Annotated in this window: 18 protein-coding genes; 9 read left to right on the forward strand and 9 right to left on the reverse strand. The window is 71.3% G+C overall.

Annotation, left to right across the window (positions count from 1 at the left end):
• The first annotated feature begins 82 nt into the window (after positions 1-82).
• Positions 83-1,168 carry a S1 family peptidase gene (locus ACFYNU_RS23095; RefSeq protein WP_356588349.1) on the forward strand — a complete coding sequence of 362 codons (1,086 nt, stop codon included), beginning with the start codon at positions 83-85 and terminating at the stop codon, positions 1,166-1,168.
• A 120-nt stretch (positions 1,169-1,288) separates the two neighbouring features.
• Here the strand turns inward: ACFYNU_RS23095 and ACFYNU_RS23100 are convergent, their stop codons facing one another.
• A complete protein-coding gene (locus tag ACFYNU_RS23100) occupies positions 1,289-2,431 on the reverse strand; it encodes a DUF3533 domain-containing protein (RefSeq protein WP_356588351.1) in 1,143 nt (380 codons plus the stop codon).
• A gap of 139 nt (positions 2,432-2,570) precedes the next feature.
• Between ACFYNU_RS23100 and ACFYNU_RS23105 the strand changes: the two genes are divergently transcribed.
• The 4 genes from ACFYNU_RS23105 (at position 2,571) to ACFYNU_RS23120 (ending at position 8,989) form a co-directional block, all read left to right on the forward strand.
• Positions 2,571-6,053, forward strand: coding sequence for a DNA polymerase III subunit alpha (locus ACFYNU_RS23105; RefSeq protein ID WP_356588353.1), 3,483 nt, complete (start codon positions 2,571-2,573; stop codon positions 6,051-6,053).
• A complete protein-coding gene (locus ACFYNU_RS23110; RefSeq protein WP_356588355.1) occupies positions 6,050-7,048 on the forward strand; it encodes a hypothetical protein in 999 nt (332 codons plus the stop codon). Before ACFYNU_RS23105 ends, ACFYNU_RS23110 begins: the two co-directional genes overlap by 4 nt.
• Positions 7,049-7,114: 66 nt before the next feature.
• Complete coding sequence (locus ACFYNU_RS23115) at positions 7,115-7,966, forward strand: class I SAM-dependent methyltransferase (RefSeq protein WP_356588357.1); 852 nt, start codon at positions 7,115-7,117, stop codon at positions 7,964-7,966.
• A 117-nt stretch (positions 7,967-8,083) separates the two neighbouring features.
• Entirely contained in the window at positions 8,084-8,989 is a 906-nt protein-coding gene (locus ACFYNU_RS23120; protein WP_356588359.1) for an alpha/beta fold hydrolase, read from the forward strand.
• A gap of 102 nt (positions 8,990-9,091) precedes the next feature.
• Here the strand turns inward: ACFYNU_RS23120 and ACFYNU_RS23125 are convergent, their stop codons facing one another.
• From ACFYNU_RS23125 to ACFYNU_RS23150, 6 genes are all read right to left on the reverse strand, one after another.
• The gene (locus ACFYNU_RS23125) at positions 9,092-10,123 is read right to left on the reverse strand and encodes a lytic polysaccharide monooxygenase (protein WP_356588361.1); all 1,032 of its coding nucleotides are present in this window, start codon (positions 10,121-10,123) and stop codon (positions 9,092-9,094) included.
• A gap of 242 nt (positions 10,124-10,365) precedes the next feature.
• A complete protein-coding gene (locus ACFYNU_RS23130; protein WP_356588577.1) occupies positions 10,366-11,802 on the reverse strand; it encodes a cellulose binding domain-containing protein in 1,437 nt (478 codons plus the stop codon).
• 49 nt (positions 11,803-11,851) lie between these two features.
• Positions 11,852-13,444 carry a beta-N-acetylhexosaminidase gene (locus ACFYNU_RS23135; protein ID WP_356588363.1) on the reverse strand — a complete coding sequence of 531 codons (1,593 nt, stop codon included), beginning with the start codon at positions 13,442-13,444 and terminating at the stop codon, positions 11,852-11,854.
• 69 nt (positions 13,445-13,513) lie between these two features.
• Positions 13,514-14,353, reverse strand: coding sequence for a carbohydrate ABC transporter permease (locus ACFYNU_RS23140; protein ID WP_356588365.1), 840 nt, complete (start codon positions 14,351-14,353; stop codon positions 13,514-13,516).
• Entirely contained in the window at positions 14,350-15,336 is a 987-nt protein-coding gene (locus ACFYNU_RS23145; protein ID WP_356588367.1) for a sugar ABC transporter permease, read from the reverse strand. Before ACFYNU_RS23145 ends, ACFYNU_RS23140 begins: the two co-directional genes overlap by 4 nt.
• A gap of 74 nt (positions 15,337-15,410) precedes the next feature.
• The gene (locus ACFYNU_RS23150) at positions 15,411-16,679 is read right to left on the reverse strand and encodes an extracellular solute-binding protein (RefSeq protein WP_356588369.1); all 1,269 of its coding nucleotides are present in this window, start codon (positions 16,677-16,679) and stop codon (positions 15,411-15,413) included.
• 268 nt (positions 16,680-16,947) lie between these two features.
• Here ACFYNU_RS23150 and ACFYNU_RS23155 point away from each other — a divergent pair, with 268 nt between their 5' ends.
• On the forward strand, positions 16,948-17,799 hold the full coding sequence (locus tag ACFYNU_RS23155) for a GntR family transcriptional regulator (RefSeq protein WP_356588371.1): 852 nt from the start codon (positions 16,948-16,950) through the stop codon (positions 17,797-17,799).
• Positions 17,800-17,850: 51 nt separating this feature from the next.
• On the opposite strand, the gene ACFYNU_RS23160 is transcribed toward ACFYNU_RS23155, so the two are convergent.
• Together ACFYNU_RS23160 and ACFYNU_RS23165 are read right to left on the reverse strand one after the other, a co-directional pair.
• Positions 17,851-18,993, reverse strand: coding sequence for an abortive phage infection protein (locus tag ACFYNU_RS23160; RefSeq protein ID WP_356588579.1), 1,143 nt, complete (start codon positions 18,991-18,993; stop codon positions 17,851-17,853).
• Positions 18,994-19,129: 136 nt separating this feature from the next.
• Positions 19,130-19,816 (reverse strand): response regulator, encoded by a 687-nt coding sequence (locus ACFYNU_RS23165; protein WP_356588373.1) that lies wholly within the window; start codon positions 19,814-19,816, stop codon positions 19,130-19,132.
• 133 nt (positions 19,817-19,949) lie between these two features.
• Between ACFYNU_RS23165 and ACFYNU_RS23170 the strand changes: the two genes are divergently transcribed.
• The 3 genes from ACFYNU_RS23170 to ACFYNU_RS23180 all read left to right on the forward strand — a co-directional run bounded on the left by ACFYNU_RS23170 (position 19,950) and on the right by ACFYNU_RS23180 (position 23,089).
• Entirely contained in the window at positions 19,950-20,933 is a 984-nt protein-coding gene (locus ACFYNU_RS23170; protein ID WP_356588375.1) for a tripartite tricarboxylate transporter substrate binding protein, read from the forward strand.
• A gap of 137 nt (positions 20,934-21,070) precedes the next feature.
• Positions 21,071-21,553, forward strand: a complete 483-nt coding sequence (locus tag ACFYNU_RS23175) for a tripartite tricarboxylate transporter TctB family protein (protein WP_356588581.1) — start codon at positions 21,071-21,073, stop codon at positions 21,551-21,553.
• A gap of 3 nt (positions 21,554-21,556) precedes the next feature.
• Entirely contained in the window at positions 21,557-23,089 is a 1,533-nt protein-coding gene (locus tag ACFYNU_RS23180) for a tripartite tricarboxylate transporter permease (protein ID WP_356588377.1), read from the forward strand.
• The last annotated feature ends 85 nt before the right edge of the window (positions 23,090-23,174 follow it).

Here is a 23,174-nt window from a genome sequence, read left to right on the forward strand (position 1 = left end):
CGAGTTTAGGAATAGTGGGCGCCTCGTCCTCCGTGTCACCGCACCCCACATGCGATGACGCGGCCCCCACAGGAGGTACCAGTTGAAGCACCGACGCATTTCCAGGAAGCGCGCGGCGATAGCCGGTAGCGCCGTCGCGGCCATGGCAGTGGCCGGGATTTCCTTCCAGACTGCGAACGCCAGTGAGGACACCGGCACGACAACGGTGAAGACACTGTCGGCGCCGGCGGCCGGAAAGCTCGCATCGACCCTCGTCGGCGACCTCGGCGGCGACACGGCCGGTTCGTACTACGACAGCAAGACCAAGGCCCTGGTCGTCAACGTCGTCGACGGCAAGGCCGCCGAGACCGTGCGCGAGGCGGGTGCCAAGGCGAAGGTCGTGGCGCACTCCCTCGTCGAGCTGAAGGACGCCCGCGGCTCCCTCACGGGCAAGGCGAGCACTCCCGGCACGGCCGTGGCCGTCGACCCGGTGTCGAACAAGGTCGTCGTCACGGCGGACAGCACGGTCAAGGGTGCCGCGCTGACCAAGCTCACCAAGGCCGTGGAGAAGCTGGGCGCCAAGGCCGAACTGAAGAAGACCGCCGGGGAGTTCAAGAAGTTCATCGCCGGCGGCGAGGCCATCCACTCCGGTGGTGGCCGCTGCTCCCTCGGCTTCAACGTGACGGTGGGCGGCGCGCCGCACTTCATCACGGCCGGCCACTGCGGCACGGCGGGCAGCTCGTGGTCCGACTCCGCCGGCGGCGCCGAGATCGGCTCCATGGTCGACTCGCAGTTCCCGGGCAACGACTTCGCCCTTGTCGAGTACACCGGTTCGACGGACGCCCCGAGCGCCGTCGACCTGTACGACGGCAGCACGCAGGAGATCACGGAGGCCGGTGACGCCACCGTCGGCCAGGCGGTCTCGCGCAGCGGCTCCACCACCCAGGTGCACGACGGTGAGGTCACCGCGCTCGACGCCACCGTGGACTACGGAGGCGGCGACGTCGTCGAGGGCCTCATCCAGACCACGGTCTGCGCCGAGCCCGGCGACAGCGGCGGCTCGCTCTTCGCGGGTACCACCGCGCTGGGTCTGACCTCGGGCGGCAGCGGCGACTGCTCCTCGGGCGGTGAGACGTTCTTCCAGCCGGTGCCGGAGGCGCTCGCGGCATTCGGTGCCACGATCGGCTGACGGAAGCCGACGGCCGGTTGACAACCGGTTGACGGTCGGCTGACCGTACGGAATCACAGAGCCCGGCCCGCCGTGATCGGCGGGCCGGGCTTTCCGCTGCCCCGAGGCTCCTCGGTGCCGTTACGGCGCCACCGAGGACCCTCCCGGGGACCCCGGGGCGGCCGGCTCGTCCGGGGTGTTCGGGGTGTCCGGGGTGTCCGGGGTGTCCGGGGTGTCCGGCCGGGTGTCCTCGTGCGGGGCCAACCCCGGCCCCCTGCCCTTGCCGCGCAGCACCGCCATCGCCAGCGTGAGGGCCGTCCCCACCACGGCCCACGCGGAGAGCACCAGCAGCGGCCCGGTGACCGCGTTGCCGTGGAAGTACGCGATCGAGCGGGCCACCCAGGTGCCCGCGCCCGGTGGCAGGGCGGGGCCGATCGACCGCCAGAAGTCCGGCAGCAGCGGGAGCGGGAAGGCGCCGCCCGCGCTCGGATTGCCCGCGACGACGATCAGCAGGATCGCCAGGCCGATGCCGACGATCCCGAAGACGGCCTGAAGCGCCAGGGTGGCCGCGCCGACCGCGAAGACGGTGAGCGCGCCGAGCCCCCACAGCCCCAGGACGCTGCCCGGCAGCGCGCCAAGGATCGGGCCGGCGACGACCGCGCCGAGGAGCCCGGAGAGCACGGCGTACAGACCCGTGACCACCAGCCGGATCACCGCCCGGCGGCCGTTGGCGGGCCGGGAGCCGGCGCTGATCGCGAGGATCGCCGCGCACAGATAGCCGCCGACGCACCAGCCGACGACCAGATAGAAGGAGGAGAGGCCGTCGGCGTCGCTCCCGGAGGCGGGCGCGACGTCGTCGACCGCGAGGGACCGCTGCTGCTGTCTCTCGACCTCTCCGAAGATCCTCAGCAGCAGCTGGGTCTCGGTCGACCCCTGACCGGAGGCGACCAGCAGTGTGTCCTGGGCCGACCGGGGGTCGACCACGAGGGCGGCGTCGATGTCCCGGTTCAGCATCTGCCGGCGCGCGGTCGTCTCGTCGGTGAGCGTGCGCGGGTCGAGGGGGCCGCCCGGCAGCCTCCGCAGTTCGGCGGCCAGCCGGTCCGCGATCTGCTGGGGCGCGACCACGGCGACCTTCACGTCCTTCGCCCTGGGGCTGTGCAGCGCTCCGACGTAGGAGGCGATGAACAGCATCTGGAGCACCAGTACGCCGGTCACGAGCAGCGCGGCCCGTACGGTGACGGCCCCCCGTACCTCGTCGGCGAAAGTCGTGCCTTCGCGAGTCATGGCCCCACGCTCCGGCGCACCCGGTGTTCCCGCAGGTGGGGAGGGTCTGAATGGCTGACGGGCCATGATGTCGCACAAACGTTCGATACTCTCTATGGTGGGAGCGGGGGAGGTGGAACGGATCGATCAGGAGGTGCGGATGACCGGGTTCACGCATCTCCATACCGTCTCGGGGTTCTCCCTGCGGTACGGGGCCTCCCACCCCGAACAGCTCGCCAGGAGCGCCGCCGCGCGTGACATGGGCGCCCTCGCCCTGACCGACCGCGACACCCTCGGCGGCGCCGTCCGCTTCGCCGAGGCGTGCGAGGAGACGGGGATCAGACCGCTGTTCGGGGTGGAGCTCGCGGTGGCCGAACCGGCGGGTGGCGCCGCCGGTCCGGCCGTACGGCGGCGTACCCCGGTGCGCGGCGGCGCCTTCATCGACGAGTCCGCGCCCCGTACCGTCTTCCTCGCCCGCGACGGCGCCGCCGGCTGGGCCGACCTGTGCCGGCTCGTCACCACCGCGCACGCCGCCGGGCACAGCGGCCCGCTGCTCCCCTGGCGGGACAACCACGGCGCGGGCGTCGCCGTACTCCTCGGCCCCGACTCCGGCATCGGCCGGGCGCTGGCCGCCGGCCGGACCGGCGACGCCGCCCGGCTGCTCGCCTCCTGGCGGGAGATCTACGGCGACGCCCTGCGTCTGGAGGTCGTCCACCACGGCCGGCAGGGCACCGGGCCGGGATCGCTGCGGCACGCGGCCCGTACGCTCGGCTTCGCCGTCGAGCACGGCGTACGGGCCGTGCTCGGCAACGCCGTACGCTACGCCGACCCCGGCCAGGGCCCGGTCGCCGATGTCCTCGACGCGGCCCGCAGGCTGGTGCCCATCGATCCGCGCAAGGCGCTGGACAGCGGGGAGCGCTGGCTGAAGGATCCGGCGGCGATGGCCCGTACCGCCGAGCTGGTGGCCGAGTCGGCCGGGCTCGGGCCGGGCACCGCGCGCCGGCTGCTGGCCATGACCCGGGAGACGGCCGAGAGCTGCCGGGTCGACCCCAGGGGGGATCTCGGTCTCGGCGCCGTCCACTTCCCCGAGCCGAGACTGGTCGGCGCGGACCGGCGGACCGCCGCGCGGGTGCTCCGGTCGCGGGTGACCGCCGGCCTGGTGCGGCGCGGCTACGACCGGGACGTGGAGTACTGGCGGCGGGCGGAGGCCGAGCTGGGCACGATCGAACGGCTCGGCTACCCCTCGTACTTCCTCACCGTCGCCCAAGTGGTGGACGACATACGGGAGATGGGCATCCGGGTCGCGGCGCGCGGCTCCGGGGCCGGCTCGCTGGTCAACCATCTGCTGGGGATCGCGCACGCGGACCCGGTCGAGCACGGACTGCTGATGGAACGTTTCCTCAATGAGCGCAGACTCACCGATCCGAAAGGAAAGTTCGAACTGCCGGACATCGACATCGACGTCGAGTCCGCCCGGCGGCTGGAGGTCTACCGGGCGATCCTCGACCGCTTCGGCCCCGAGCGGGTCGCCGCCGTCGCCATGCCGGAGACCTACCGGGTCCGGCACGCCGTACGCGACGTGGGCGCCGCCCTGTCCATGGACCCGGCCGAGATCGACCGGATCGCCAAGTCCTTCCCGCACATCCGGGCCCGCGACGCCCGCGCGGCGATGGACGAACTGCCCGAACTGCGCGAGGTGGCCAAGGAGTCACGGCAGGAGGGGACCAGGCACGGCCGGCTGTGGGACCTGGTGGAGGCGCTGGACGCGCTGCCGCGCGGAATCGCCATGCACCCCTGCGGCGTGCTGCTCTCCGACGCCTCGCTGCTGCGCCGTACACCGACCGTGCCCACCAGCGGTGAGAGCTTCCCCATGTCCCAGTTCGACAAGGAGGACGTCGAGAAGATGGGGCTGCTTAAACTCGATGTGCTGGGTGTGCGGATGCAGTCGGCGATGGCGCACGCGGTCGCCGAGATCGGGCGCGCCACGGGAACGACGCCGGACATCGACGATCCGGCGCAGGTGCCGGCGGGCGACCCGGAGACGTACCACCTCATCCGCTCCGCCGAGACCCTGGGCTGCTTCCAGATCGAGTCGCCCGGCCAGCGCGATCTGGTCGGCAGGCTCCAGCCCGCCACCTTCCACGACCTGGTGGTCGACATCTCGCTCTTCCGGCCCGGTCCCGTCGCCGCCGACATGGTGCGGCCCTTCATCGAGGCCCGGCACGGCCGCGCGCCGATCCGCTATCCGCACGACGATCTGGAGGAGGCGCTGCGCGAGACGTACGGCGTGGTCGTCTTCCACGAGCAGATCATCAAGATGGTCGACACCATGACCGGCTGCGGCCTGGAGGAGGCGGACAAGATACGCAGAGGGCTCTCCCATCCCGAGTCGCAGGCGAGGATCAAGGTCTGGTTCGAGGAGGAGACCGGGAGGAAGGGGTACAGCCCCGAAGTCACCGCCCGCGCCTGGGAGATCATCGAGGCCTTCGGGTCGTACGGCTTCTGCAAGGCGCACGCCGTCGCCTTCGCCGTGCCGACGTACCAGTCGGCCTGGCTCAAGGCGCACCATCCGGCGGCGTTCCTCGCCGGGCTGCTGACGCACGACCCCGGCATGTATCCGAAGCGGCTGCTGCTGGCGGACGCGCGGCGGCGCGGGGTGCCGGTGCTGCCGCTGGACGTGAACCGGTCGGCGGCGGTCCATCGAATCGAACTGGTGTCCGGTGAGGGTGGTGACACCTGGGGGGTGCGGCTCGCGTTCTCCGATGTCCACGGCATCAGCGAGGCGGAGACCGCGCGGATCGAGGCCGGCCGGCCCTACACCTCGCTGCTGGACTTCTGGCAGCGCGCCAGGCCCGGCCGCCCGGTCGCCGAACGGCTGGCGCAGGTGGGCGCGTTGGACGGATTCGGCGCCAACCGGCGGGATCTGCTGCTGCATCTGTCGGAACTGCACGGCGCCACCCGGCGCGCGGGCGCCCATGGGGACCAACTCCCCCTGGAAGGAGGGCGGCGGACGGCTCCCGCGGGGCTGCCCGACCTGGGCGACGCGGAGCGGCTGAGCGCCGAGCTGGGCGTCCTCGGCATGGACGCGTCCCGCCATCTGATGGCGGACCACTACCCGTTCCTGAAGGAGCTGGGCGTGCTGTCGGCCAAACGGCTGCGGGAGGCGCCGCACGGCGCCACCGTCCTGGTCGCGGGCGCCAAGGTGGCCACCCAGACCCCGCCGATCCGCTCCGGCAAGCGGGTCATCTTCACGACGCTGGACGACGGTACGGGCCTGGTCGACCTCGCCTTCTTCGACGACAGCCACGAGGCGTGCGCGCACACCGTGTTCCACTCCTGGCTGCTGCTGGTGCGCGGGGTGGTGCAGCGGCGCGGCGCGCGGAGCCTGAGCGTGGTCGGCGCGGCGGCCTGGAATCTGGCGGAGCTGGTCGAACTCCGGGAGAAGGGCGGCCTGGAGGCCGTCGCCGCCGCGCTCGACGCGCCGCCGCCGGGACCGGATCCCGGGAGCACGGCGGACAACGGGCGGCGTATCGAGATGCCCACGGGTTACGCGATGAACCCCTGGGCCGATCTCCAGCCACCCGGTGAAGGCATGCCCACCGGAAGGAAGTTCTGGCACGCGAGCCCGGGGAGCGCGGGATGATCCTCTGTGTACGGTTCCACCGGTTCCACCACGAGGCCGAGACCGGGACCGGGATCGAGGCCGCGCTGCCCGCCCTGCTCGGGCTGATCGAGGACCTCAGCCCGGTCGTCCAGGCGCTGCCACCGGACTCCGCGCTCGTCGATGTGCGCGGCGCCGAGCGGTACTTCGGGCAGGACGCGGCCCAGATCGCCGCCGTCCTGCGGGTACGGGCGCTCGCCCATGTCGGGGCCGGCTGCGCGATCGGCGTCGCCGCCACCCCGATGCTCGCCAGGATGGCCGCGCGCGCGGCGGCGCCGGGCACCACGCTGACGGTGCCGGACGAGCCGCGGGCGGTCGCGGAGTTCCTGGGGCCGCTGCCGGTCGCCGCGCTGCCGGGGGTCGGCGCGGCGACCGCCCGTACGCTCCGCTCGTACGGACTGGGCACCGTCGGCAGGGCGGCGGCCGTACCGCTGTCGACACTCCAGCGGGTCGCCGGGGTGCGGACGGGGCGCGAGGTGTACGAGAGGGCCCACGGCATCGACCGTACGAGGGTCGTCCCGAACGCGTCCGCCCGCTCGCTCGCCGCCGAACGGACCTTCCCGTACGACGAGTTGGACCAGAGCCGGCACCGGGCGGCGCTGCTGTCGATCACCGAGGAGCTGGGCGGCCGGATGCGGACCGAGGGGCAGGTGTGCCGCTCCCTGACCCTCACGGTGCGCTACGCCGACCGGTCCACGACCACCCGTACCCGGGCGCTGCGCGAATCCACCGCGCACTCCGTCGCCCTCGTCGCCGCCGCCTACCGGATCCACGACTCGCTCGGGCTCCAGCGGGCCCGGGTACGGGGTCTGTCGCTGCGCGCCGAGGGGCTGGCCCCGGCCGAACGGGCCACCCGTCAGCTCACGTTCGACCCCGTGGACGACCGGGCGCGCCGGATCGAGGCGGTGGCGGACCGGGCCCGTGCCCGATTCGGCCCGCGGGCGGTCGTGCCCGGCACGCTGGCCGTACGCGCGTGACGGCGCTCCTTCGAGGACACCCCCTAGAGTTCCCGGATCACACCCGACGAGCGGAGCGGAATCGACATGCCCGACGGATGGCAGTGGGACAGCACCCTGTTCCGGGGGAGCGCCGCCCACTACGAGCGGGGCAGGCTGCCGTACGCCCCGGGTCTCGCCAGGACACTGGCCGCCGTCCTCGGTCTGGACGGGCGGGGGCGGCTGCTCGACGTCGGCTGCGGGCCGGGGACCGTGACGCTCGCCGTGGCGCCGTACGTCGCCGAGGTGATCGGTGTCGACCCGGACGAGGACATGCTGGCGCGGGCCGCGCGGCGGGCCGAGCGGCGCGGGGTGGACAACGCGCGCTGGGTGGCCGCCCGCGCGGAGGAACTGCCCGCCGGGCTGGGCGAGTTCAGGGCGGTGGTGTTCGCCCAGTCGTTCCACTGGACGGACCGGGACAAGGTCGCCGCGACCGTGCGGGAGATGCTGGTGCCGGGAGGCGCGTTCGTCCATGTCGCCGATCTGAAGGACCCGCCCGCCGCGACGGCGCCGCTGCCGCGGCCCGCCCCGCCGTACGAGCGGATCGGTGAACTGGTGCGCCGGTATCTGGGCCCCGTACGGCGCGCGGGGCGGGGGACGCTCGCGGGCGGCACGCCGGGCCGGGAGGATCTGGTCCTGGCGCGGGCCGGATTCGTGGACTTCGAGCGGCATGTGGTGCCCGCCGGGGGAGTGGCCGACCGTCCGGCGGACGAGGTCGTGGCGTGGGTGTTCTCGCGGTCCGACTCCGCGCCGCATCTCTTCGGCGACAGGCTGGCGGACTTCGAGCGGGATCTGCGCGCGCTGCTGCGGGAGGCGGCGCCCGACGGGCGTTTCGCGGAGCAGCCGCCGCCGACCGAGATCATGATCTGGCGCCGGCCGGCAGTTTTTACCGACGCGTAACTTCCCTTCCCGTTCTTACTCGTGCGTAACTTGGCATGAGCACAGCCAATTGTGTGGTCCGGGCCACAGGGCTGACAGCTATCGCCTTTTCCCCTTGAGCCGCGAGGAGATCGCTCGATGCTGCCCTGGAAACGCCTGCCCTGGAAACGCGCGTTCGGACCGCTGGCGGCACTGCTGCTGGCGGTCTCGGTCGCCACCACCGCCCCCGCCGCCGCGGCCACCCCCACCGCGACCCCGGCAACCGTCACCGCCGCCGCCGCCGCGAGCAGTGGCTGGAACAACTACTCCTGCAAGCCCTCCACCGCCCACCCCCGGCCCGTCGTCCTCGTCCACGGCACCTTCGCCAACTCCGTGGACAACTGGCTCGGTCTCGCCCCGTATCTGGTGAACCGCGGCTACTGCGTCTTCTCCCTCGACTACGGGCAGCTCCCCGGAGTGCCCTTCTTCAACGGTCTCGGCCCCATCGACAAGTCGGCCGGCCAACTGAGCGCGTACGTCGACCGGGTGCTCGCCGCCACGGGCACCTCGAAGGTCGACATCGTCGGCCACTCGCAGGGCGGCATGATGCCCCGCCACTACCTCAAGTTCCTCGGCGGGGCGGCGAAGGTGAACGCCCTGGTCGGACTCGCGCCCGACAACCACGGCACGACCCTGCTCGGTCTGACGCAGCTGCTCCCGCACTTCCCCGGCGTGGAGGACCTGCTGACCGAGAAGACCCCGGCGCTGGCCGACCAGATCGCCGGATCGGACTTCCTCACCAAGCTCAACGCGGGCGGTGACACCGTGCCCGGGGTCAAGTACACCGTCATCGCCACCCGTTACGACCAGGTGGTCACGCCGTACCGCAGTCAGTTCCTGTCCGGGCCCGGCGTACGCAACGTCACCCTCCAGGACCTGTGCGCGGTGGACCTCTCCGAGCACGTGGCGATCGGGCTGATCGACCGGATCGCGTTCCACGAGGTGGCCAACGCCCTCGATCCGGGCCGGGCCACGCCGACGACCTGCGCGTCCGTCGTGGGCTGAACACGCCTGGGCCGAGCGTGCGTTGGGCTGACCGCGCGTTGGGCCGACCGCGCGTGGGCCCCGGACCGGTGCGGTCCGGGGCCCACGCGGGGTGCGGCTCCGTCAGCGGCTGTGCCGGCCGCCGCCCGCGGGCTGGGCCCGGCGGCGGACCGTACCGAACATCACGGCCGCGCCGGCGGCGAGGATCGCCGCGCCGCCCGCCGCGATGTACGGCGTGGTGCTGTCGCCACCGGTCTCGGCCAGGTTCTCCGAACCACCCGCCGGCTGCGGCTCGGCGGCGCCGGCCTCCTTCGCCTCGGGGGCGTTGGCCCCGGACCCGGCGGCGTCCTCCGGATAGCCGCCGGCGTCCTTCGCCGTGTCCTTCACCTCGGCGGCCTTCGCCTCGCCGGGGCTGTCGCCGCCGTGCCCGCCGTGGTCGACGGTGGACTTGGCCGCGCCTTCCTCGACATCGGCCTCGGAGGGGGCGGACGCCTCGGGAGCGGCGGCCGAACCGCCGTTGTCGGCGCCGAAGACCACGTCGGAGCAGGTGTAGAACGCCTCGGGGCTGTCCGAGCGCTGCCAGATCGAATAGATCAGATGGCGGCCCGACTTGTTGGGGACGATGCCGTCGAAGACGTAAGCGCCGTTGACCAGCTTCGGGTCGGTGACCTTGGCGAACGGCTTGTCCTCCAGGTCCGACCAGTTCAGCGGCTTGGCCGGGTCGTAGCCGTCCTTGGTGATGTACAGCTCGAAGGACCCCTTGTGCGGGGCGGTGGCCTTGTAGGTGAAGGTGCGGTTGCCCGCCGTGAACGGCGACGAGGGCCAGTCGCCGCGCGGCAGGTCGAGCCCCTTGTACTTGTCACGGCCGGCCGAGCAGAGCTTGCCGTCCGGGATGATCGACTTGTGGTTGTCGGCGGCGTCCGCGATGTTGACCTCGTTCCAGTCGTAGAACGCCTGCGTCCCGCTGGACGCCACCGCCGCCTTGCAGGCGGCCGACTTCGGGCTCTCGGGTCCCTCGGCGAAGCAGGCGGACACGCGGCTGACCGGATCCGTCATCGATCCGTGGGCGGCGGCGGGAACGGCCGCGAGCCCGACGAGCGCCAGCGGCGCGACGCCCAGCACGACGATTCCGGTACTCCTGCGACGAGCGGTCATGGATCCGTACTCCTTCTGAGCGGCACAAGCGAGGGGGCGCGGAGCGGGACGAACTCCCGGCGGCGTGACCTCCGTTGCACACGGCGCCACCGGTGTCGTCCCGCTCCGGCCCTCAGCAAGCTAGCCCCTCGAAACCCCGGAACGGCCTGCTGGGACGGGGTGAAGGGGATCCTTATGGTCCGCTTAAGGCGACGCTAAGCGACCGCTGAGACTGGGCGCGGACCGGGCCGCTCCCGGTCCGTTCACGGCGTCGGCACCGTGTCCTCGAACGTCGTGCCCGCCGCGCGGTACCCGTTCACCAGTGCGCCCACCTGGGCCGGGCTGAGGACCTGGTCCTTCACATGGAGCACGTAGTCCACCTGCTGGTCGTACGAGCGCGGCGTGGTGCTGGTCTGGCCCGCGAGATCGATCAGCCACTGGTTGAAGTTGATCGACATCGGCCGCTCCGGCAGATACGCCGCCCCGTGCGTGCCGAAGTGCTGCCCGTCGACGTAGTACGTGATGGCGTTGTTGTCGATGGTCACCACCAGGTCGTGCCAGCCCGCGTAGCTCTGCCGGACCTCGCTGTGCTGGTTGACGGCCTCCCACGGGTCGGGGCGGTAGGTCTCCCAGGAGGTGGTGTAGAGGATGTTGGCGGGCTCGCCCCAGCCGCCGTTCGGCAGATACTCGAAGTCGTACTCCGCGTAGTCGTCCGCCATCGGCGCCTTCAGGTCGTTGATGGTGAAGAACGTCTGGACGAGACGGTCGCCGTCCGGGCCCGACCTGGGCGCGTCGCTGAACTTCACGCGCGCCGCGTACGTCCCGTTGCGGAACTTCATCGACCGGGTGAGGATCTCCGTCTGCTCCGTGGAAGCGGCCGTCCCGGCGGTCGAAGTCTCCAGGTTCATCACCGAGTTGCCGCTCTGACTGGCGAACGTGACGTTCTCCGGAACCCAGTTGGCGCCGGGCACCCCCGGACCGCCGGAGTTCGCGCGGACGCTCCAGCCGTTCGCGGTGATCCTCGGGTCGCTGTGGCCGCTGTAGTTGAAGTCGTCGAACAGGGTGGGACCGTCGGCGGGTTCGGTCGGGTCGGTCGGATCCGTGGGATCGGTCGGGCCGTTGCCGCCGGGTGCCTCGCCCCAGACCGTCGCGCCGCCGATGTGCGCCGTGATCCGGGACCAGTCGCCGTACGTGGCCCGCTCCCGGCCGAAGGAGTAGTCGTCGCTCTGCCCCAGCGGCTGCCAGTTCGACTGGTGGAAGCGCAGTTGCATGTCCCCGGTGTCCGCGCCGGGGGCCAGGCTGCCCGCCCCCGCCGTGAACGAGATCTCCAGATACCGGTCGGCGGTGGCGGTCGGGTTGGCCGGTGTCCCGAAGGTGCCGGTGATGTTGGCGCAGCCCTTCACCGCCCAGGAGCAGGCGAACCGGTAGGCGGCGGACGCCGAATCGGCCTTGAAGTAGTACCGCAGCTTGACGTCGCTCAGCCGTACGGCGGCGCTGCCGTTGTTGCGCACCTTCAGCCAGGGTTCGCTCTGGTCGGCGGTCGCCCCGGCGGCGCTCGTACGGTACTGGACGACGAGCCCGTCGGCCGTCGGCGCGGCGCCGGCGGACGCGGGCATCGCCGCCAGCGCCGTACAGCTCAGGGCCACCGTGGCGGCGGCGGCGGCTGCCGCGCGGACGCGGCTCTTGGCGAGTTTCCTCATCGGACGCATGGGGTGTTCCTCTCCGGAACGGTGGTGGGGGAGGGAGGGACTACGGACGGGGTGGCGCCGTACCTGCGGGGATGGTCATGAGGGACCGTGGGGTGAGCGGGCGGTAGGGAACGCCGAGGGCGTCCAGCCGGGCGGTGTGCCGGCGCAGCCGCTCGACGAAACCGGCCCAGTCACTGCGCCCGCCGGACCAGGCGCGGTCGGCGAGGGCGCACAGACGGGGGTAGCTGAGGTACTCGATCCGGTCGGGAGTCTTCACATACTCGGTCCACAACTGCGCCTGGGTACCGAGGACTTGGGCGGTCTCCTCGGTCTCCCAGTCGCCCGGCACCGGTTCGTTCCCGTGGACCGCCCGCAGCCCGACCGGGTCGCCGGGCTGACCGAGCGGCTCGCACGGTTCGGCGGACTGGGCGTAGTCGAGATAGGTGGCCCGGTGGTGGGCGGTCACGACCCGGTGGCCGCGCCGGGCGGCGGCCAGGGCGTGCGCCGGGTCGCGCCAGGTCATCACCGTGAAGTCCAGGGGCAGTTCGGTCCCCGTCTCGGCCCAGCCGACGGGCTTTCGGCCCCGCTCCACCAGGAACGCGCCGATCCGGCCCATGAACCAGCCGTGCAGCGCCGCCGGTCCGTCCAGCCCTTCGGCCGCCGCGCGGGCACGCGCCACCGGACTGTTCTCCCACTCGGTGGTCGGGCACTCCTCGCCGCCGATATGGATGTACGGGGACGGGAAGACGTCCATGACCTCCTCCAGCACCGCCCGGCAGAAGTCGAGCGCCCCGTCGTGCACGCCGAGCACGGTGTCGCAGACGCCCCATCTGGTCCATACGTCGAGCTGCCGCTCCGGGTGGTTGCCCAGCTCGGGGTAGGCGGCGAGGGCCGCGCGCACATGGCCGGGCATCTCGATCTCCGGCACGACGCTCACCCCGCGCTGCGCCGCGTAGCTCACCAGGGCGCGCAGTTCCGCCTTGGTGTACGTCCCCGAGTGCGGGACGCCGTCGAAGCTGTCGCCGCCCTCGCCCGGCGGCCAGGCCATCGACTGGCTCCGGTGGCCGCCGACCGAGGTCAGCCGGGGGTAGGCGTCGACCGGCATGCGCCAGCCCTGGTCGTCAGTGAGATGCAGATGCAGGGTGTTGAGCTTGTGGAACGCCAGCAGGTCCACATATCTGCGCAGGTACGACACGGGCTGGAAGTGCCGGGCGACATCCAGCATCGCCCCGCGCCAGGGGTGGGTGGGCAGATCGCTGATCTCGACGCAGGGCAGCTCCCAGGAGCCGCCCCGCTCCTGGCCCGACAGGGCCTCGGCGGGCAGCAGTTGGCGGATCGTCTGGACGCCGCGCAGCAGACCGGTGGGCTGTGCCGCGCGCAGCAGCAGTGCCTGCGGGCCGACGGTGATCCCGTACCCCTCCTCGCCGAGACCGCTGAGCTGGTGATCGAGCGTCAGCACGATCCGGCCGTCGGGCGAGGAGGTGAGCGGCAGTCCGGTGACCGGGGTGAGCAGGGTGCGCAGCAGGTCCGACGCCGCCTCCGTACCGGGCAGGGAGCGCAGGGTGGTGCGCCGGTCGAGGGTGAACCGGCCGGGGCGGGGCGAGACCTTGCGGGGCCGGGGGACGAGGGCGGGTTCGGGGTGTGACGCTGACACGGCGGTGGCCTCCGGGAGTTCGGATCTCGGAAAGGTGCGTGGGCGGTGCCGAGGGTCGCTCCGCGCGGCTCAGCCCTTCACGGCGCCGGCCGCGAAGCCGGAGGTGACATGGCGCTGGAGCAGCAGGAAGATCACCAGTGCGGGCAGGGCGAAGAGTGTGGAGGCAGCCATGGTGGCGCCCCAGTCGGTGCCGAAGGTGTTCTGGAAGGACGACAGCCAGACCGGCAGGGTGCGGTTGTCCTGCTCCTTGATGATCAGGAAGTTGGCGTAGGCGAACTCGTTCCACGCGGTGATGAAGCCGAAGAGCGAGGTCGCCAGCAGACCGGGCATCAGCAGCGGCAGGGCCACCCGCCGGAACGCGCCGGTCCGGGTGCAGCCGTCGACCTGCGCCGCCTCCTCCAGCTCGGGCGGGATGGTCCCGATGAAGCCCCGGAGCACCACGATCGTGAACGGCAGCGTGATCATGAAGTAGACCAGGGTCAGGGTCGGCAGCCGGTCGAGCATGTCGGTGTCACGGGAGATGATGTAGATGGGGATGATCAGCGATTCCCAGGGCGCCATCTGCGCGATGAAGACCATCAGCATGAACTGCCGCCGGCCCTTCCATCTCATCCGGGCGACGGCGAACGCCGCCCCGAGCGCCACCAGGAGCGACAGCAGCACCGCGCCGAGCGTGACCAGGACGCTGTTGCGCCAGAAGAGTTCGAAGCCGTCGGCCGCCACGGCTCTGCGGAAGTGGTCCAGCGTCCAGCTGCCCGGTACCAGTTGGGGATCGGCCGACTGGATGTCCCGGGACGGCTTGAACGCGGTCGAGACCATCCAGTACACGGGGAACAGACACACCACGACGGTCACCACGGCGGCGGCGTTCAGCGGAATCCGGCGGACTCGCGGACGTAGCAAGGTCATCGTGACTCGTCCTCCTGGCGGAGCATCTGACGGAAGTAGAGGACGAGCACCCCGGACATCAGCACCACGGTGAGCATCGAGGCCGCCGAGCCCAGGTCGTAGCGCTGGCTGGAGAGCGCCGTCTGGACCGCGTACACGGGCAGGATCGTGGTGGCGTCGCCCGGCCCGCCACGGGTCATCACCCAGATCTGGACGAACGCCTTGAACGTCCAGATCACCTCCAGCGAGAACACCAGCAGGAAGATCGGCCGGAGCATCGGGAAGGTGACCGAGCGGAAGATCCGGGTGCCCGAGGCCCCGTCCAGCCGGGCCGACTCGTACAGCTCGGTGGGGACGGTGGTGAGCGCCGAGTAGAGGGTGATCGCGGCGAACGGCACGGACTGCCAGACGATCAGCAGGACGAGGATCGCGAAGGCGGCGGTGCCGTTGGCGAACCACGGATAGCGGTCGAACGAGCCGAAGCCCAGGGAGGTCAGAGCCCAGTTGACGATGCCGAACTCGGAGTGGAACAGCCACTGGAACACGGTGGTGGCCGCGACGACCGGCATCGCCCAGGCGAGCACCAGCGCGCTGAGGACCACCGTGCGGCCCGCCTTGGCCAGCCGTTCGGTCATCAGCGCGACCAGTGTGGCGAGCACCATGATCAGGACGACGTTGAAGGCCATGAAGAGGAAGGTGCGGCCGACCACGTCCCAGAACCGCGGGTCGGACAGCAGCGTCCGGTAGTTCCGCAGCCCGACGAACTCCGCGTCGCCGGTGATGAGCTGGCGCAGTCCGAAATCCTGGAGGGAGATCAGCACGGCCCGCAGCAGCGGATAGACGAGCAGATACAGCATGCCGCCGATCGCGGGTGCGATCAGGGTGTACGGCCAGAGGCTGTGCGACGGGCGGGAGCGCCGCCGCTTCGGCGGTCCGGCCGGGGGGCCGGGGGCGGGTCGGTGCTGGGGGGTGCGTGGTGCGGTCCGCTCATGGATGACCGGCACGGCACGCCTCCTCTCGATGGAGTACCTCGGTGGGGCGGCTCTCGGTGGCACATCGCCCTGAGGAGTCAGGAGCGTCAGGAGTTGGCGTTCATGGCCCTGGTGATGTCCTGCGACGCCTTCGCCGCCTCCCGCGCGGCATCACCGCCGATGAGGACCGCGGTCATGTAGTCCTTGATCGGGTTCTCGGCCTCCACCGCCGCCCAGCCGGGGGTGTTGGGCGTCGCGTGCCCGTTCGCCGCCCCGACCGCCATCGCGGCGGCGCCCGGGTCGTCGGCCACGGCCGACGCCAGCGTGGTCCGGTTCGGCACATAGCTCATGGCCACGGCGAGCTTCTTCTGCCAGGTGTCGCCGGTCAGTTCCTTGACGAACGTCAGCGCCTCGTCCGGGTCGCCGGCCGCGGCCGGGATCACCAGATCGGAGCCGCCGGTGAAGACGGCGCCCGGAGCGGCGGCGGTCTTGCCGGGGATCGGGAAGAAGCCCAGTTTCCCCTTGAGCCGGGGGTTGTTCTCGACGACGGCTCCGGCCAGGCCCGGGGTGGCGAGGATCTGGGCCACCTGGCCCTTCGCCATCACCTCGGCCTGCGGCGGATCGTCCTCGTCGGAGTCCTTGGGGCCCTTGCCGAGCGCCTGGAGCCGCTGGTAGAACTCCATGCCGCGCAGGGCCTCGGGCGTGTCCAGCGCGCCCTTCCACCTGCCGCCGGACTCGGTGGCGAAGTCGCCGCCCTCGTCCCAGATGAAGCCGCCCAGCGCGTACCACAGCTGGCCGGGCAGATAAATGCCCTGCGTATCGCCCTTGTTGAGCTTGGTGGTCGCCTCGATCCACTGCTCGCGGGTCTTGATCGACGCGGCGTCGACGCCCGCCGCCTCGAAGAGGTCGGTGCGGTAGACGACGACGCGGTTCGCCGCGTAGTACGGGACGCCGTACTGCTTCCCCTCGTACGCACCGGGCTCGGCGAGTCCCTTCAGCCAGTCCTCGCCCTTCAACTCGGCCTTGCTGTCACTGAGATCGAGTAGTCCGCCGCTCGACGCGAACTGCGCCACCTGGGTGTTGCCCACCTCGATCACATCGGGCGCGTCGTTGCTGGCGAGGGCGGCGGTGATCTTCTCGCCGATGCCGTCCCACTCCTGGATCTGGACCTTGGCCCGGATCTTGGGGTGCGCGGCCTCGAAGTCCGTCACGAACTCTTGCCGGAACGCGTCCGAGACGCTGTCGCGCATCAGCCAGACGTCGACCGTCGTCCGTCCGTCGCCGCTCCCGTCGGCGGAGTCGGTGGACGTACTACAGGCACTGAGCACGGCGGCCATGACCAGCACGGAGCCACCGGCGAGCAAGCGGTACTTCACGATTCACCTCGGAGAGAGCAACACCTGACCACCTGACCAGTGAGGCCCACTGGACAGCTCACCTCTTGATGCTGGATGAAGGTGGCATAGACCAATGAGACCGTCAACCCCCTGTGAAGCAACGGGATTTGGTGATCTCTCCGTACGATGAGGCGCTTTCGCTCCCCGGAGCTGCGGTTACACTTGACCTGACCAGTGAGCCGAGTTGAAGTACTGGTTGGATGAACTGGTAAGTCTGACAGCTCTGTTGAATCCGGTGGGGGACACCATGGATGCCGAGGTACCCGGGACGGTGCTCAAACGGGAGCGGGCCCGTGACGCCGTCCTGGAGCTGATCGAGTCGCGCAGCCCCGGGGACGCCATCCCGTCCGAACGCGCCCTGTGCGCGCTGCTCGAAGTGTCGCGGCCCACCGTGCGCTCCGCGATCGACGAACTGGTGGCCGCCGGGCTGCTCGTCCGCGAACACGGCCGCGGCATGTTCGTCGCCCCCGCGAAGATCACCCAGGAACTGGTCTCGGCCGACCTCACCCTGACCGTGCCACGGGCCGCCGGCACCTGGTCGAGCCGGCTGCTGGAGTTCACCACCCACCAGGCCGGCGCCCGGGTCGGCCGCAAGCTGCGGATGTCACCCGCCGAGGACATCCTGTACGTCGCCCGGCTGCGGCTGGTCGACGGCGCCCCGATGGCGATCGAGCATCTGCATCTGCGGGCCGCGCTCGCCCCCGGCCTGACGGCCCAGGAACTGGAGAGCGGCGATCTCTACGAACATCTGCGGGACACACACGGGGTGCATGTCCACGAGGCTGTCCAGGCCATCGAGCCGACGGTCGTCACCCGCGCGGAGGCGAAACTCCTCGACGTGCCCGAACTCTCCCCGGCGCTGCTCTTCGAGCGGCTGACCTCGGACACCACCGGCCGGCCCGTCGAGTACGTCCACTCGCTCTACCGGGGAGACCGCTACCGCATCGTCTCCCGGCTGACGCTCGGGCCGGCGGCGGCGGTGCCGTTGTCGGTGCCCGCCGACGGGGACGGGCACCATCCGGGCATCCCCCCGGGCGACTTCGCCCACGGGGACGCCATCACGTCATCGACCCGGGGGGACATCCAGTCGGGCGGCTGACCGGCGGGCCGCGTCCAACGGGGCCGCGCCGCGGGTCCGGCCCGCGGCCGGTCAGCCGCGCCCGCGGCCGTAGTGGCGCGCCACGGCGTGGAACGACTCCTTCGGCTCCCAGTGCCAGTCCGAATCCGGGTCGTCCGGATCGTCCTTGAGGGTCTTGGTGATGCTGTAGCTCGCCATGTCCAGATCGTGGAGCGGGTCGCCGGGGCGGTGCTGCGCGTCGGGCATGACGAAGTTGTAGATCAGCGACGCGTACAGGTTCATCGACTCGAATACGTCGAGCACATCGCTCAGGTACGCGGCCTGGGTCCGCTCGCTGCGGACCAGATCCCCCTTGATCTCGCCCTTCTCGTAGTCCACGACGTCCCACCCCATGCCGCCCGCCGCCGGGGCGCCGACATACGTGCACGAGCCGCATTCGGTGATCGCGACAGGTTTGCGGTGGCGGAGGTAGGGCGTCAACTCCGCGACGTGGTCGGCCTTTCGGGCGAAGTACGAGTAGTAGTTGACGCTCACGATGTCGAACAGGTCCCAGTCGACCCGGTCCCCGTGCGCCGCGCCGTACGTCAGCGGGCCGTGGAACACGGACCGGCCGGTCTTCGCCGCGCGCGCGATGAAGGCGGTCAGCCGGCGCTGCGCCACCTGCTTGTCGTACGTGCCCGCGAGGAGGTTCTTGATCCGCTCCAGGGCGTCGGCGCCCGGCACGATACCGGGCACATACAGGACGAACTCGCAGCCGACACTGAGATGGACGTCGGCTCCCTGACGGCGCAGCCGCTCCGCGTGCTCACCGGTCGCCGCGAGATGGTCCAGGATCTCCCGCTCGGGGCGGTCGCCGAGGCGCGGCTGGAGCCAGACGTTCAGCCCGCGCTCCGCCGCCTCCGCCGCGGTGGCCCCGAGCCGGTCGACACCGTCGCCGAAGACGGCGACGGTGTTGGCGCGCAGATCGTCCTTGACGGCCCGCAGATCAGCGCGCATCCGGTCGGCATGCCAGCTGGTCGCCGGGCTCTCACCCGTCAGGACCTCGTACATCACCCCCCGATGCGTCACACCGTCGCGGGGCCGGCCACGCCCGGGCGCCGGCTCCTCCGCCGCCCGCGCCCGCCCCGAAGCGAACGCCCCCGCCATGCCCGCGATCCCGACGGCCGCCGCCCCGCCCAGAAACCGCGCCCGGTCGATCCCGTTGGTCCCGTCGATCCTGTCGCCCCGCACCGTGTCTCCCCGTGTCCCCTGTGTGTGCCGCCCACTGTGCGGACCACTGTGCCGAGCGCGGGGGCGCCGGGGCTTCGGCCGAAGGTCTACGGGGCGGTGACCTTGGTAGCGGCGGGGCGGGTCAGCCGATCCAGCGGTAGCGGCGCTCGGGGCGGCCCGTACCGCCGTACCGGAGGGTGACCTCGGCCCGGCCCGTGTCGGCGAAGTACTCCAGATAGCGCCGCGCGCTCACCCGCGACAGCGCCCCCTCGTCCGCGCACTCCGTCGCCGACAGCCCCTCCGCGTGGCGCCGCAGCGTCCGCTCGACCAGCTCGGCCGTGTGCGCCGCCAGCCCCTTGGGCAGTTCACGTGAGCCCGGCGGGCGCGTACCGAAGATCTGGTCGACATCCTCCTGGCGCGCCTCGCCCAGCCGGTCGAGGCGGGTCCGCAGCGACGCCACGTGCCGCAGCTGCTCCTGGAGCGCCGACTGGTTGAACGGCTTGATCAGATAGTGCAGCGCCCCCGCCCGCAGCGCCGCGCGGATGACCCCGGCGTCCCGGGCCGCCGTGATGAACAGCGCGTCCACGCTGGTACGCGTCCGGTCCCGCTCCTCCGCCGCCCGCAGCTCGCGCAGCACGGCGATCCCGTCCATGTCGGGCAGATAGATGTCAAGAAGCACCAGGTCAGGCCGGGCCCGCTCGGCAGCGCGCAGCGCTTCGGCACCGCTGTGCGCCACGCCGACGACCTCAAACCCGTCCATCGCGGACACATAGCGGCCGTGCAGCTTCGCGACCATGAAGTCGTCGTCCACCACCAGCACTTTTGTCACGCCGTCACGCTAGGCCGCGACCGCAACGACCACAACGTCCGTTGATTCCGGAAGAGAGACAGCTTCTTAACGCGAAGGCAACATGTGGGCCACCTCACTCCCGTACCACTTGCTTCCCTGAAAGGCGGCACACGTGCGATTCCGCACTCCCCTCGCCCTCCTCGGGGCCGCGCTGCTGGTGCTGGTGGGTCCGCCGCTGCTTTCCGTGGGCAGTGGCGGCGACACCGGTACCCAGATACCCGGTCTGCGCTTCATGGTCCCGAACACACCGGGCGGCGGATACGACATCACCGCCCGCACCATGGCCAAGAACGCCGAGGACGCCGAACTCAACCACAACATCGAGGTCTTCAACCTGCCGGGAGCCGGCGGCACCGTCGGTCTCGCCCGTGCCGTCAGCGAGCACGGCAACGGCAAACTCGCCGTCTCCATGGGCCTCGGTGTCGTCGGCGCCGTACGCACCAACAACTCGCACGAAACCCTCGCCGACACGACGCCGATCGCCCGCATCAGCGAGGAGACCGACATCGTCGTCGTCGGCAAGGACTCCCCGTACAAGACGATCGACGACCTGCTCACGGCATGGAAGAAGAACCCGGCCAAGCTGCCCGTCGGCGGCGGTTCGTCGCCCGGCGGACCCGACCACCTCGCGCCCATGCTGATGGCGCGGGCCGCCGGGATCGCGCCGAAGACCGTCAACTACGTCCCCTTCGACGGCGGTGGCGAACTCCTCGCCTCCATCCTCGGCAACAAGGTCGCCTTCGGCGTCTCCGGTCTCGGCGAGTACCGCGACCAGATCGAGGCGGGCGAGCTGCGGCTGCTGGCCGTCACCGGCCCCGAGCGGACGCCCGGCATGGACGCGCCCACCCTGCGCGAGGCGGGCCTCGACACCGACTTCACCAACTGGCGCGGGGTCGTCGCGCCCCCCGGCCTCTCCGACGCCGAGCGCGACAAGCTCATCGCCTTCTTCGAGGAGCTGCACGCCTCGTCGCAGTGGAAGGACTCGCTGAAGAAGAACGGCTGGGACGACGCCTTCCTCACCGGTGAGAAATTCGGCGACTTCCTCGCCGCCGAGGACAAGCGCGTGGAATCCGTCCTGAAGGAGCTCGGACTGTGACCGCCCACCCGAACACCCCTCCCACGGAGGAGAACTCCGCGCCCGGGACCCTCGCCTCCGGGACCCCCGGCGCCCCGGGCCCAGGCACCCCCGCCCCCGGCACACCGGCCCCCGGTACCTCCCGAGGCCGCGGCTGGCTGCGCGAGCACTCCGAACTCGGCGTCGGGCTCATGCTGCTCATCCTCGGGGTCCTCGTCCTCACCGACGCCCTGACGATGGACGTCGACATCACCCAGCGCGGCCCGGTCGGCCCCAAGACCGTCCCGGTCGTCGTCGGTATCGGTCTGCTCGTCGTCGCCGTCCTCCTCAGCCTCGACGTCCTGCGCGGCGGCCGGGGCGAGTCCGAGACCGGCGAGGACATCGACCTGTCCGAACCCAGCGACTGGCGCACCGTGCTGCTGCTCGCCGGGGTCTTCCTGGGCAACGCCGTACTCATCGGCCCCCTCGGCTTCCCCATCTCCGGGGCGCTGCTCTTCTGGGGCTCCGCGTACGCGCTCGGCAGCCGCCACCCCCGGCGCGATCCGCTCATCGCCGCGGGACTGGCCCTCGTCACCTACTTCATCTTCAACAACCTGCTCGGAGTCCCCCTCCCCGGTGGCCCCCTGATGGGAGTGATCTGAGCAATGGATTCCCTCAACTCCCTTATCGACGGCTTCGGTACGGCGCTCACGCCGATCAACCTGCTCTGGGCCGCCATCGGTGTCCTGCTCGGCACCGCCATCGGCGTCCTGCCCGGCATCGGCCCGGCCATGGCCGTCGCCCTGCTGCTCCCCGTCACCTACGGCCTGGAGCCGACCGGCGCGTTCATCATGTTCGCCGGCATCTACTACGGAGCAATGTTCGGCGGCTCCACCACCTCGATCCTGCTCAACACCCCCGGCGAGAGCGCGGCGGTGGTCGCCGCCATCGAGGGCAACCCGATGGCCAAGGCGGGACGCGGCGCGCAGGCGCTCGCCGCCGCCGCGGGCGGACACTTCGTCGGCGGCATGATCGGCACGATCCTGCTGGTGGTCCTCGCCCCGACGGTGGCCTCCCTCGCCGTCGACATCGGCGCGCCCGACTACTTCGCGATCATGGTCTTGGCGTTCATCGCCGTCACCTCGGTCCTCGGCTCGTCCCGGATCCGCGGGCTCGCCTCGCTGCTCATCGGTCTCACCATCGGCCTGGTCGGCCTGGACCAGATGACCGGCCAGCAGCGCCTCACCTTCGGCACGCTCCAACTCGCCGACGGCATCGACGTCGTGATCGTGGCCGTGGGTCTCTTCGCGATCGGCGAGGCCCTGTGGGTCGCGGCGCATCTGCGCCGCTCCTCGGGCGAGCCGGTCCCGGTCGGCCGCCCGTGGCTGGGCAAGGACGACGTACGGCGGACCTGGAAGCCGTGGCTGCGCGGGCCGGTCATCGGCTTCCCGTTCGGGGCGATCCCGGCCGGCGGCGCGGAGATCCCGACCTTCCTGTCGTACGTCACCGAGAAGCGGCTGTCCAAGCACAAGAAGGAGTTCGGCAAGGGCGCCATCGAGGGCGTCGCGGGCCCCGAGTCGGCCGCGTCCGCGTCGGCCGCCGGAACGCTCGTGTCGATGCTGACCCTCGGGCTGCCGACGACCGCCGTCGCCGCGGTGATGCTGGCCGCGTTCCAGCAGTACGGCATCCAGCCCGGACCGCTGCTGTTCGAGCGCGAGTCGGAGCTGGTGTGGGGTCTGATCGCCTCGCTGTTCGTCGGCATGGTGCTGCTGCTGGCCCTGAATCTGCCGCTCGCCCCGGTGTGGGTGAAACTGCTGCGGATCCCGCGCCCCTACCTCTACGCGGGCATCCTCTTCTTCGCCGCGGTCGGCGCGTACGCCGTCGGCGGCGAGGCTCTGGACCTGGTGATCCTGCTGATCATCGGCCTGATCGGGTTCGGCATGCGGCGCTACGGACTGCCGGTGCTGCCGGCCGTCATCGGTGTCATCCTCGGCCCGGCCGCCGAGCAGCAGATGCGCCGGGCGCTCCAGATCAGCGACGGAAGCGTCACCGGCCTGGTGAACACGCCCTTCTCGATGACCGTCTACGCGGTGATCGTGCTGATCGTCTGCTGGCCGCTGGTACGGAAGCTGGTGCTGGGCCGCCGGACGCGGGACGAGAAGTCGGACGACGACAAGGAGACGAAGGTCTCGGTGTGACGTAACGGAAGGGCCGCGTCCGCCCCGGCACTTGGGGACAGGCGCGGCCCTTCCGGCGTTTACGGACGAACCGCTTCCGGTCACC

Origin of the sequence: Streptomyces sp. NPDC006643 (assembly GCF_042870175.1) — a bacterium.
Taxonomy (GTDB): Bacteria; Actinomycetota; Actinomycetes; order Streptomycetales; family Streptomycetaceae; genus Streptomyces.